This window comes from Streptomyces sp. ME19-01-6 (genome assembly GCF_033793745.1).
Classification (GTDB): domain Bacteria; phylum Actinomycetota; class Actinomycetes; order Streptomycetales; family Streptomycetaceae; genus Streptomyces.
The window spans coordinates 119,713-131,524 of sequence record NZ_JARAXF010000029.1; the positions used below are offsets into that span (position 1 = coordinate 119,713).

The 11,812-nt window shown below is 70.9% G+C and carries 9 protein-coding genes; 6 read left to right on the top strand and 3 right to left on the bottom strand.

Translation table 11 applies throughout. The features are described from left to right. Positions 1-72: 72 nt before the first annotated feature. The 6 genes from PV419_RS40800 to PV419_RS40825 all read left to right on the top strand — a co-directional run bounded on the left by PV419_RS40800 (position 73) and on the right by PV419_RS40825 (position 8,494). Positions 73-1,146: an ABC transporter permease gene (locus PV419_RS40800; protein ID WP_319697736.1), complete on the top strand. Its 1,074-nt coding sequence runs from the start codon at positions 73-75 to the stop codon at positions 1,144-1,146. Positions 1,147-1,188: 42 nt separating this feature from the next. Beyond that, on the top strand, positions 1,189-2,340 hold the full coding sequence (locus tag PV419_RS40805; protein WP_319697738.1) for an LLM class F420-dependent oxidoreductase: 1,152 nt from the start codon (positions 1,189-1,191) through the stop codon (positions 2,338-2,340). After that, the gene (locus PV419_RS40810) at positions 2,327-3,043 is read left to right on the top strand and encodes a thioesterase II family protein (RefSeq protein ID WP_319697740.1); all 717 of its coding nucleotides are present in this window, start codon (positions 2,327-2,329) and stop codon (positions 3,041-3,043) included. Before PV419_RS40805 ends, PV419_RS40810 begins: the two co-directional genes overlap by 14 nt. A 52-nt stretch (positions 3,044-3,095) precedes the next feature. Further along, the gene (locus PV419_RS40815) at positions 3,096-3,920 is read left to right on the top strand and encodes an SDR family oxidoreductase (protein WP_319697742.1); all 825 of its coding nucleotides are present in this window, start codon (positions 3,096-3,098) and stop codon (positions 3,918-3,920) included. A 153-nt stretch (positions 3,921-4,073) separates the two neighbouring features. After that, positions 4,074-6,650, top strand: a complete 2,577-nt coding sequence (locus PV419_RS40820; RefSeq protein ID WP_319697744.1) for an amino acid adenylation domain-containing protein — start codon at positions 4,074-4,076, stop codon at positions 6,648-6,650. Between the two features lie 332 nt (positions 6,651-6,982). Beyond that, on the top strand, positions 6,983-8,494 hold the full coding sequence (locus tag PV419_RS40825) for a carotenoid oxygenase family protein (RefSeq protein ID WP_319697754.1): 1,512 nt from the start codon (positions 6,983-6,985) through the stop codon (positions 8,492-8,494). A 52-nt stretch (positions 8,495-8,546) separates the two neighbouring features. Here PV419_RS40825 and PV419_RS40830 read toward each other — a convergent pair whose 3' ends face one another. The 3 genes from PV419_RS40830 to PV419_RS40840 form a co-directional block, all read right to left on the bottom strand. After that, positions 8,547-9,440: an NAD-dependent protein deacetylase gene (locus PV419_RS40830; protein ID WP_319697745.1), complete on the bottom strand. Its 894-nt coding sequence runs from the start codon at positions 9,438-9,440 to the stop codon at positions 8,547-8,549. A gap of 457 nt (positions 9,441-9,897) precedes the next feature. Next, positions 9,898-10,998, bottom strand: a complete 1,101-nt coding sequence (locus PV419_RS40835; RefSeq protein ID WP_319697747.1) for a PP2C family protein-serine/threonine phosphatase — start codon at positions 10,996-10,998, stop codon at positions 9,898-9,900. Positions 10,999-11,235: 237 nt separating this feature from the next. After that, positions 11,236-11,373, bottom strand: a complete 138-nt coding sequence (locus tag PV419_RS40840; RefSeq protein WP_319697749.1) for a hypothetical protein — start codon at positions 11,371-11,373, stop codon at positions 11,236-11,238. Positions 11,374-11,812: the final 439 nt, after the last annotated feature.

The window sequence follows — 11,812 nt, forward strand, 5'->3', positions numbered from 1 at the left end:
CCATCGAAGGGACAAAAAAACTTGGCACTTCCGTGATAGACCCAGGTCCTGGGGGAGCGTAGAAACAGATGTGTGCATACCCCTGCCGCGTCGGCCATCCTTATCCGTGGCCTACAAAAGAAATATTGGGACACCTACGCGTTATGCGGTGTTGAACTGGAGGTTCACCCAGGTGAGATCATGGGTCTGCTGGGGCCGAACGGTGCCGGGAAAACCACCCTGGTAAAGATTCTTACGACCCTCCTCAAGCCGGATTCCGGGCGCGCCTTCGTGAACGGCTGGAATGTGGCGGAGCATCCGGACAAGGTGCGGGCCACGATTGGAATGGCCGGCCAGTATTCGACGGTCGACGGCACGCTGACCGGTTTCGAAAATCTTTACCTCATCGCGAAACTGCGCGGCGTGGGCCGCCGCACGGCCCGCCGCGTCGCCGATGACCTGGAGCCGGTCGTCTACGCCATGCTCATCGGGTACGTCTTCGGCAACAGCCTGGGCGGCACGGCCTACCGCTCGTACGTCTTCGCCGGACTGATCGCCCAGACGGTGGCGTTCACCACGACCTTCACCACGGTCGGGCTCTCCAGGGACCTGGACCAGGGCATGGTCGACCGCTTCCGCACCCTGCCGATCTCCCGCGTGGCCCTGCTGCTCGGCCGCACGGCCTCCGACCTCACCACCTGCGTGGCGAGTGTGGCCATCACCACGGCGTGCGGTCTGCTGATGGGCTGGCGCCCACATTCCGGCCCGGCCGAGGTGGCCGCCGGGATCCTGCTGGTGCTGCTGTTCTCCTTCGCGATGTCGTGGATCGGCGTCTTCGTCGCCCTCATCACGCCCAACGCCCAGGTGGCCGGGAGTCTCGGGCTGATCTGGCTGTTCCCGGCGACGTTCATCTCCTCCGGGTTCGTCTCCGGCGCGACCCTGCCGGGCCCGCTGTCCACCGTGGCCGCCTGGAACCCGATCACCTCGCTCGCGAACGCCCTGCGCCGGCTCTTCGGCAACCCGCCCCCGCCGGGCTTCCGCGTGCAGCACTCCTGGCCCGCCCTCCACCCCGAGCTGTACACCGTGGGCTGCTCGGTGCTGCTCATCGCCGTCTTCGTCACCCTCTCGACATGGCGTTACCGCACCCGCACCCGCACCAGCCGCTGACCGCGACCGCGGCCCCGCCCGTGCGCCCGTACAGGAGTACCCATGACCGTCCCCACCCTGCGGCTCGGCCTCAACCTCGGCTACTGGGTCGGCGGCAACGACGCCTCCAACCTCCCGCTCGCCTCGCTCGCCGAGGAACTCGGCTACTCGGCGGTGTGGGTCTCGGAGGCCTACGGATCCGACGCCGTCACCGTGCTGTCCTGGATCGCCGCCCGCACCTCCCGCATCGACGTCGGCAGCGCCGTCCTGCAGATCCCGGCTCGCTCAGCCGCGACGACGGCGATGACCGCCGCCACCCTGGACACCCTGTCCGGCGGACGGCTCAGGCTCGGGCTCGGCGTGTCCGGCCCCCAGGTCTCGGAGGGCTGGCACGGCGTCAGATTCGCCGCCCCGTTGGGCCGTACCCGCGAATACGTCGACCTGGTGCGCCGCGCGCTGCGCCGGGAGCCCCTGGCGTACCGGGGCCGCCACTTCACGCTCCCGCTGCCGGACGGCCCCGGCAAGGCGCTCGCCCTGACCATCCGGCCGCCGCGCGAGCGGATCCCGGTCTATCTCGCCGCCCTCGGCCCCAGAAACCTGGAACTGGCCGGGGAGATCGCCGACGGCTGGCTGCCGGTGTTCTTCTCCCCGGCCCACGCCGCCGCGCAGCTGGAACCCCTGCGGGCCGGCCTCGCGAAGTCCGGGCGCACCCTCGACGGGTTCGACATCGCCCCCGGCGTCCCCCTGGTGACCGGCGCCGACTGGCGAGCCTGCGCCCGCCGGGTCCGGGGCTACGCCGCGCTGTACCTCGGCGGCATGGGCGGACGGCAGGACAACCACTACACCCAGCTGGCCGAACGCATGGGATTCGGCTCCCAGGCCCGGGCCGTCCAGGAAAGGTTCCTCGCCGGTGACTACCCGGGCGCCATGGCCGCCGTCCCCCTCGAATTCCTCGACGCCACCTCGCTGCTCGGGCCGCGGGAGCGGATCGCCGAGCGGATGACGGCGTTCGCCGAGGCCGGTGCCACCACGCTCAACCTCATGCCGGTCGGCCCCGGACTGCCCGGCCCGGACCGCGCCGCCGACGCGCTGCGCACCGCCGTCGAGGCGGCGGAGCTCGCCGGTCTGCTCGCTTCCGGCCCCGCCCCACAAGACCCCCGCCCCCACAACGCGCCCGACTCACAAGGAGACACCCGCACCCATGACCACGCCTGATGTGACCAAGCTGATCTGCCTTCCGTACGCCGGGGCGGGGGCCTCGTTCTACCGTCCCTGGAGCGCCCTGGCCGGGGACGCGCTGGAGATCGTGGCCCTCCAACTGCCCGGCCGCGAGCGGCTGATCGACGAGGAGCCCCACCGGGACGCGCACCAGGCCGTCGACGGGCTCCTGGTCCAGCTGCGGGAACGGCTCGGCGAAAGCGGTGACGGCGGCAGGGTGGCCCTCTTCGGGCACAGTCTCGGCGCGGTGCTCGCCTACGAACTCGCCCACCGGCTGGTCGACGAGCCCGGCGTCGAGCTCGTCCACCTCTTCGTCAGCGGATCGCCGGAACCCGCGCGGGGACGCGAGCAGCGCGCCACCGACCTGTCCGACGAGGACTTCCTCGCCCGTGTGGGCGAGTTCGCCGGTTATCACCATCCCGCGCTGGACGACCCGGAGATGCGGGAGATGATCCTGCCCGCCCTGCGCGCGGACGTCGAGATGCACGAGAACTACGTGCCGAGCACCGACCTCCCGCTCGACGCGCCCCTCACGGTCGTCCGGGGCGAGGACGACGACCTGGTCGGGTACGACGACGCGGAGTCCTGGAGCAAGGTGGCCGGCCGCGACTTCGAGTACATCGAGGTCCCCGGCGGCCACATGTACCTCACCGACGCCGCGCCCGCGCTCGTCCGGCTGATCGTCTCGACGGTGCTGTAGCGCCGTTCGTCGTCTCTTCCCTCCACACACCTCATTCTTCAAGGAGTTCTTGATGCGTCTGCACGGCAAGTCGGTCCTCGTCACCGGCGCCGCCCGCGGACTCGGCAGGGTCACGGCGCTCGCCTGTGCCGCCGAGGGCGCCGACCTCACCCTGCTGGACATCTGCGCCGACCTGCCCGGGGTGCCCTATCCGCTGGGCACTCCGGGTCAGCTGGAGCACACCGCCGCGCTGTGCCGGGAGGCAGGCGCGGCCGTGCTCACCACGGTGGCCGACATCCGCGACATCCAGGCCGTACGGGAGGCGGTGACCCGGGCCGAGGACCGGTTCGGCCGGATCGACGTCGCCGTGAACAACGCGGGCATCGCCGCGCCCTCGGGCAAGCCGGTGCACGAGATCGGCGAGGAGGAGTGGTCGCTGATGATCGACGTCGACCTCTCCGGGGCCTGGCGGGTGATCCGCGAGGTCGGCAAGGCGATGAGCACCCGGCGGGCCGGCAGCATCGTCAACGTCGCGTCCACCGCGGGGCTCGTCGGCTACCGCCACTTCGCCGGGTACGTCGCCGCCAAGCACGCCGTCGTCGGACTGACCAGGGCGGCGGCGCTCGACTACGCACCGACGAAGGTGCGCGTGAACGCGGTGTGCCCCGGGTCGGTGCGCGACGACGCGCGGGCCGAGGGCCGGATGCTCGCCGAGATCGCCAGGGCCCTGGAGGTGCCGGTGCACGAGCACGAGAAGACATTCGCCGAGGCGCAGCCGATGAACACGCTGATCGAACCCGAGGATGTCGCCGCCGCGGTGGTCTTCCTCGCCTCCGACGAATCCCGGCAGATCACCGGTTCGGTCCTGACCGTGGACGGCGGATTCAGCATCCGCTGAGCAGCACACACCACCGTATCCGCCGCCCTCCCCACGACTAGGAGTCCTCACGTGTCAGGCCCTCTTCCCCTCGCGGCGCGCTGCCACGCGGTGCGCGTCCGCTCGGACCGTGCCCCGTACCCGCCGGCCCCACCCGGGCTGTGGATCGAGGACGTGCCCGTAACCGCAGCCCACCCGCTCGCCGAACGCCGCCGCGCCACCGAACTCGCCCGCCCCGCCCACACATCGCGCAGGGTTCTGCTGCGCTACGCCGACGGCCCCTGCGACCTGATCCTCGTGGCGCCACGTGACCGGTTCGACCGCGCCGCTCTCGTACGTCTGGCGGCCGGCGAACCGGTCGGACCGGACGCCGGCCGCCCCGCGCCCGAGGCACCCGCCACCGCCCCAGCCCCGGCCTGGGGACTGGCCGACGGCCGCCCCGCCGGCCCTCACCTCTGGTCCCTGGACGACGGGGGCGACGAGACGAGCTGGCTCACGGCCCTCGCCGTCACCCTGCGCCGCTACGACCCCGAGACCTCGCCCGTCATCGGCACGGATCACGGCTCCTTCACCGTCGACCCGGCCCCCACAGTCGGCGAGCTGAAACCTTCGCCCGCGGACGGTCCCGCGCTCGTCGGTCTGCTCTTCGACGAGGTGGAGCTGCCCGGCGCGTACGTGCCCTGCCTGGCGCCGCCGTTCCCGCTCACCTTCTCGGTCTTCAGGGACACCGACGGCTGGCGGCTGCGCTGCGACCACGACGGCGGCCATGTCTCGACGGAGATCGCCGCGCAGTTCACCCGGCACCTCGTACGGGTGCACCAGCACGTCCTGCGCTCGCCCCGGACCGCGGTCGACGACGTCGATCCGCTGGACGAGGCCGAACGCGACCGCGTCGCGGCACTCGGCCGCCCGCCCCGCCGGCTGGTCACCACTGCGCTGACCCTGCCCGAGGCGTTCGCGCGGATCGTGGCGGCGAGCCCGGACCGCCTCGCCGTGACCGATGGTGGCGCGGATCTGACCTACCGCGAACTCGACGACCGCGCCACCCTGCTGGCGCACGGCCTTCGCGAGCGCGGCGTCACGGCCGGCGACCGGGTGGGCGTGTGCCTGGAGCGCACGGCCGAACTCGTCGTCACCCTGCTCGCCGTGCTGAAGGCCGGCGCGACCTACGTGCCCGTCGACCCCGCCTATCCCGCGGACCGGATCGCCCACACGGCACGGGACGCCGGCCTGGGTGTGCTGATCACCCGCCTGCCCCGGTTCCCGCAGGTGGCGCGCTGCGCGTCGGTGACCCCGGACGAACTGCTCGTCGCGGCGTCGGAGCCCGGCGACGTCCGGCCCCTGCCGGGCGCCGCAGCACCGGACACCGCCGCCTATGTCATCTACACATCCGGCTCCACCGGCCGCCCGAAGGGCGTCGAGGTGCCGCATCACAACGTGATCGCCCTGATCGACGCAACCCGCGAGATCTACGGGCTCGGGGCCGACGACGTGTGGACCTGGTTCCACTCCAGCGCCTTCGACTTCTCGGTGTGGGAGATCTGGGGTTGCCTGCTGACCGGCGGACGGCTGGTCGTGGTGCCGTACTTCGTCTCCCGGGAACCCGACCGCTTCCGCGACCTGCTGGTGGCCGAGCAGGTCACCGTGGTCAGCCAGACCCCGTCGGCCTTCGCCCAGCTCCTGGACGTCGACCACAGCCAGGTCGCGGTCAGGATGGTCGTCTTCGGCGGCGAACCACTCGACGCGCGCATGCTGCTGCCCTGGTTCGACCGCCACCCCGAGTCGGTCTGCCGGATGGTGAACATGTTCGGCATCACCGAGACGACGGTCCACGTCACCGAGCAGACCCTCACCCGGCGCCTGGCACTCGACGCCACCCGCTCGGTCGGGCACCCGCTGCCCGGCTGGCACCTGTACGTGACGGACCCGGCCGGACGGCTGCTGCCGCCCGGAGCGGCGGGCGAGATCTGCGTCGGCGGCGCCGGGGTCGCCCTCGGCTACCTGGGCCAAGAGGAACTGACCGCCAGGCGCTTCGTACCGGACCCCTTCACCGGCGGCACCATGTACCGCAGCGGCGACCTGGGACGCCTCCGCCCGGACGGCCGACTCGAACACCTCGGGCGCATCGACAGCCAGGTCAAGATCCGTGGCTTCCGGATCGAGCTGGACGAGATCCGCTCGGTCCTGCTGGAGGACCCGGACGTGCGGACGGCGGCCGTCGTGGTACGCCGCGACGACCCGGCCGACGCGGCCACCGCCCGGATCGACGCCTACGTGGTCCTCTCCGCCGGCGCCTGCGCCAAGGTCCGCGCGCGGGCCGCGGACGTCCTGCCCGACTACATGCTCCCCACCACGGTCACCGCCCTGGACACGCTCCCGCTGACGGCCAATGGGAAGCTCGACACGGCACGGCTCCCCCCACCCACGGCGCCCGAGCGGCCCACCGAGCCCGGTGGGGCCGGGGACAGCCCCGGTCCCTCTCCCAACCCCGTCCCCGAACTTCCCGAGCAGTTGCGGGAGATATGGAGCGAGGTACTGGGCGTGCCCGTCGGCCTGGACGACGACTTCTTCGAACTGGGCGGCAACTCCCTGTTCGCCGTCCGCATCGGCGCCACACTGCGCGCCCGTGGCCTGCCGTCGCTCCGGCTGCGGGAGCTCTACCGCCACCCCACCATCCGGGACACGGTCAGGAGCCTTGAGGGAGGCATGCCCCCAGGGCGGCACGGGGAGAACCCGACTCGAACGCCATAGCATGGGTCCCACGGCCGCCACCGGCCGCGGGGGCGAGCGTGTTGTGGGCGCTCCTACGCGACAACCGTGTCTTCACCCCTGCCCGGTGAGTGGGCGTCGCCGGACCATGTCCGCCTGGCCGGGGGGACGGCTCAGACCACGGAACCAGCCGGACTGGAGGAGCTGGCTCCAGCGGCTTGCCGGGACATCTCGGCCTCGGGGGTGGTGCCGGCATCACCCCCGATTCGGGGCCTGGGTCAACTGTTTCACGGGGCCCCGCGGAGGAGGCTTGATCCCGTCACCAGGAGCCCGGCCGACGGAGCCGGACGTCGACAAGGGAGCGGGGAAGCATGATGGCCAGTCACGCCAGGCGGAGAATTCTCAAGGGCGCCGCGGTCGCGGCAGCGGGCAGCGTGGTCGGCGGCGGCCTCGGGCCCGGCTTCCTCACGGCTGCGGCGCAGGCGAGCCCCACGGCCGGGAACAGCGGCGCGACCGGGGCGACCCCGTTCCTGGAAGGGGCCTTTGAGCCGGCCACCGAGGAGTTGACGGCCTTTGACCTCAAAGTGACCGGCCGCATCCCGCGTGACCTGGACGGCCGCTACCTGCGCAACGGCCCGAACGCGCTGGGCCTTGAGGATGTCCGCGCCCACCACTGGATGCTCGGCGACGGAATGGTGCACGGGGTCCGGCTGCGCGGCGGGCGTGCGGAGTGGTACCGCAACCGCTGGGTGCGGTCCTCGCAGGTGACGGCCAAGCTGGGGGAGACCTACCCGGGCCAGGCACCGCCGGACGACTTCGCGTGCAACACGCACGTGATCCCGTACAAGGGCCGCATCCTTGCGATGCAGGAAGGCGGGCCGCTGCCGTACGAGCTGGACGGCGAACTCAATACCGTGCGCCCGTACGACTTCCGCGCCACGCTGGGCGGCGCGTTCACCGCGCACACCAAGTACGACTCGGCGGCCGACGAGCTGCACGCGGTCGCGTACTACCCCACCTGGGACCATGTGCGGCACATCATGATCGACCGGACCGGCCAGGTAGTGCGGACCACACGGATCCCCGTCGCGGACGCGCCGATGATGCACGACTTCGCGCTCACCGAAAAGTACGTGGTGATCGTGGACGTGCCGATCACTTTCGACGGTGCCGCCGCGGAGGCGGGCGCGATCGTGCCGTACGTGTGGAACGACAGACATCCCATGCGCATCGGGCTGTTGCCGCGCACCGGCCGCACCACGCGCTGGTTCGAGATCGCCCCGGTGTACTACTCGCACACCCTCAACGCCTACGACCAGGGTGACACGGTCGTGGTGGAGTACACAGGGTTCCCCGCGCCGTTCTACGCCGCCGGGCGCGGCATGGGCGGACCTTCCGCGACCGGTGCCCCGACCCTCGACCGCTGGACGATCGACCTGCGCGCCGGCCGCGTCCGCAGCAGTCGGCTGGACGACCGCCCGCAGGAGTTCCCCCGCATCAACGAGTCTCTGGTCTCGCGTCGGCACCGCTACGCCTACACCGCGAGCGCGGCTGAGATGTGGCGCGCGTACGAGACCGTCGACGGGGTGCCGCCGGACGAGAAGTTCACTGATTACCTGGTGAAGCACGACATGCTGCGGAGCAGTCGGCAGCTTCACCGCTTCCCGGGGGGCGCGGCGGTCAGCGAGCCGGTGTTCGTCCCACGGCGCGGCGCGCGGGACGAGGACGACGGCTACGTCCTGTCGTATGTGAACGACCCCGACCGCGGGGCGACTGACCTGGTGATCCTCTCGGCCCAGGACTTCGGCGGCCACCCGCTGGCCCGTATTCACCTGCCCGGCCGGGTGCCGCTGGGACTCCACGGCAGCTGGGTCGCGGACGCCTAGCCACGCGCCACCCCAGGCCCCAGGCCCGCCTCGATGCCGCCCGGCGCCCGCGTCAGGCCTGTGCCGACTCTGGGAGGCCCAGTCGGCCGGCCACGGCGGTGAGGACCGTTCCCAGCGGGAGCGCGACCCGGGTGACGGCGTGCCGGTCGCCCCGGGTCGGGGCCAGGTTGACGATCAGTACCGGCTTCCCGGCCTGGGCCGCTTGGCGGACGAACCGGAGTCCGGACATCACCGTCAGTGAGGAGCCCAGGACCAACAGCGAGGTCGCCTCGCGGACCAGCTCGCGGCAGTGCTCGACCCGTCGTGGCGGAACGGCTTCGCCAAAGAACACCACGTCCGGTTTGAGAATGCCGCCGCAGACCGTACAGGGCACCACGCGGAAGTCCCCGACCTGTTCATCGGTGAGGTCGGCGTCGCCGTCCGGGTTGATTCCGGCGGCCACCGGCTCGAAGCCCTCATTGGCCTCCTCCAATCGCCGGGCGAGTTCGCGGCGCGGGCCGAGGGTGCCGCAGGAAAGGCAGGCGACCCGGTCCAGGCTTCCGTGGAGTTCCACGACGCCCTCGTTGCCAGCGGCCTGGTGCAGGCCGTCGACGTTCTGGGTGATCAGACCCGAGAGCAGGCCATGCCGGGCAAACGCGGCCACGGCCCGGTGCCCGGCGTTGGGACGGGCGCGGCCGAAGGTGCGCCAGCCGAGGTGGCTGCGAGCCCAGTACCGGCGCCGGGCCTGGGCGTCGGCTATGAAGTCCTGGTAGGTCATCGGGGTATGCCGACTCAGGCTCCCGCCCTCGCCGCGGTAGTCGGGGATGCCCGACTCCGTGGAGATGCCCGCCCCGCTGAGTACCAGCACACCGCCGGTGCTCAGCGCTTTGGCGACCGGTTCCAGATCCGTGCTGCCCGGCGGCAGGTCCTCGGCAGGGGTCCAGCTCAAAGTGGGACGCATGCGCATGCCGCCAGAGTACGGAACACGCTGCCACCCCCGCTTCCGCCGTCTCTACGGAGTGCCCCGGCCCGTCATCGGGCAGGCGCGCCGTCGAACGTGACCGTTGTTCCCGCGGCGCCCTTGGCCACCGATCACGACGTACGCCTCCGTACAGGCGAGATGCATGTGCGGCGATCCGCCGAGGGAAAGGGCCGGTCACAGCGCGAGCCTCCCGGCGATATCCGGCGCCGCCCTCGAACGGGAACCGACCACCTCTTCCTGCTCAACCACACCGCCGACGAGGTGACCATCGACCTCGGCCAAACTGTGTCCCACTCGGCGCCGGTAGATCGCCCGTGAAGATCGAGACGAGGGTGTCCAGTAGGTGTTCCTCCCGATCATGACCTTGCCGATCCTCCGGCCCGTACGTAAGTCCCACGCCCGTACGATCCTGACGGTGATCACCGGACACGTGTGGAGGTGATCAACGCGGTCTGTCGTTCGAGGAGGCGGCGGCCGCGTCGACTTGTGTGCCCGCTTCTTCGTCGATCCGGTCGACGAGGAGCATTGCCGCGTCGTCCGCCAGGGAGCCCTGGGTATGGCGGATCAATGCCTGGTGCAGTTGTTCCAGGAACTCCGGGGGGGTGCAGGAGCACACCGCTTCCATGGCCTGGGGCAAGGCGAAGAACTCGTTGTCACGATTGCGGGCTTCGACCACGCCGTCGGTGTGCAGCAGCAGGCGGTCGCCGGGTGCGAAGCGATAGCTCTCCGGCTTCGTGGGAGGACCGACGATGAAGTCTTCCAGGCCGAGCGGTGGTAGTGGCGAGGCGGGCATCAGGGCCTCGACCCTGCCCTGGCGCAACAACAGTGGAGGCGGATGGCCGCGGTTGACCACCTCGACCACGGATGTGCCGGGTACCTGAGCCACGAGGGCAGTGGCGAAGTCCTCCACCTGTTCTTCCCCGTCGTCCTGATCGACCGCACCCGGCACGGCGCACTCCCGCCTCAGCGCGGCCGCGCAGTGGTTCATCACCTCCACCAGGTCATCCTCGTAGTGCACGGCCTCCCGGAACGCGCCCAGTACGGCTGCGGTCAAGCGCACAGCGGGAAGCCCCTTGCCGCGGACGTCCCCCACGATCATCCGGACCCCGTACCGGGTTTGCAACGCCTCGTACAGGTCACCGCCGATCTGTGCTTCGGTCTCAGCGGCGAGGTACATGCTGGCCACCCGCACCGGGCCCAGCCGGGCGGGTACAGATCGCAGGAGGACTTGCTGAGCTGCCACAGCGACCCGGCGAACCTGGTTGAGTTCGCTCTGCCTGCGCGTGCGCACGGCTCTGCTCATGGTGACACTGACGACGGACACTACGAGGGCGGCCGTGAGGTTGCTGTAGACCAGGCCGCCCCAGCTTTGGTGCAGGGCGGCTGTGATCAGGGTGACGGCCAAAGCTCCGGTCGCTGCCGAAAGGGTGCCCTTCGGGCCCATCGTCAGTGAAGCCAAGGCCGGCATAGCGGCGAGGATGGGGCCGGTGTACACCGCATGTGCGGGCGACAGCTCGATCCCCAGGGCGAGCAGCACGATCATGAACGGCACACACTGCACGAGTCTGAAGAGCACTCGGCTGTGGCCGCCGGCTGCTGACGGGCCGGATGAGCGGAAGAGCGACCGCATAGGTACAGCCTGCCTCGCTCACGTGGAGTGTTCCACTCATACCCCGCAGGGTTCGTCATGCCTCAGCCGGTCCGTGGAGCATCACGGCCGATCCCTCCGAGGATCGCCGAGGCGCTGCCGGCCGACCGCGGGGCTCGGGCGACGACACGGTCACAGGGGTACGGCGACGGCGCGGACGAGCAGCCCAGTAAGGGGGCACGGCGCGGCGGAGGGGACCGCCATGGTGGTGAGGCCGACGCGCAGCAGGTGATGTGCGCCGAGTTTGTTCTTGCCGAGAACTTCATCCATGCAGGTCTGTCCCGGTCCCTGGTCATGTAGCGGGCGTGGCAGTCGGGGTCCTCCAGATCCATGACGAGGTTCTTCGCCGCCTGCAGCACCAGGTCGGCCGGGCCCCCTTGCCGGGCCGTGTCAGCGAGCGGCGTCTTCGGCGCGTCACGCCGGCGATGCCGCGTTCGCGCATGACTCGACCCCGACGGCGCCAACCGCGACGATCAAGGTCAGGCGCATCGCCATCGGATTTGAGCAGGGTCTCGATGTGCTCAGGCTTGATCACGTCCGCGCCTTCTTCCCGGAACGGCTTGTGAGGTCGGTTGCAACGGTTCGGTGGGGGACAGCAGCGCCGGTGCGTTTTTGGCATGCAGGGAATCCAGGGTCTTGATTTGCTGCCCCGCCTTCTGGAGCAGCTGCTCCAGAAGGTCGGAGTCCAGGCGTGGGTCGTGTGCCGCCG

Bases quoted from the DNA above. Each gene is read 5' to 3' on its own strand.
- PV419_RS40805 (WP_319697738.1), top strand. From the start codon at position 1,189: ATGACCGTCCCCACCCTGCGGCTCGGCCTCAACCTCGGCTACTGGGTC.
- PV419_RS40835 (WP_319697747.1), bottom strand. From the start codon at position 10,998: ATGATCGTGCTGCTCGCCCTGGGGATCGAGCTGTCGCCCGCACATGCG.
- PV419_RS40830 (WP_319697745.1), bottom strand. From the start codon at position 9,440: ATGCGCATGCGTCCCACTTTGAGCTGGACCCCTGCCGAGGACCTGCCG.
- PV419_RS40810 (WP_319697740.1), top strand. From the start codon at position 2,327: ATGACCACGCCTGATGTGACCAAGCTGATCTGCCTTCCGTACGCCGGG.
- PV419_RS40840 (WP_319697749.1), bottom strand. From the start codon at position 11,373: ATGGATGAAGTTCTCGGCAAGAACAAACTCGGCGCACATCACCTGCTG.
- PV419_RS40825 (WP_319697754.1), top strand. From the start codon at position 6,983: ATGGCCAGTCACGCCAGGCGGAGAATTCTCAAGGGCGCCGCGGTCGCG.
- PV419_RS40815 (WP_319697742.1), top strand. From the start codon at position 3,096: ATGCGTCTGCACGGCAAGTCGGTCCTCGTCACCGGCGCCGCCCGCGGA.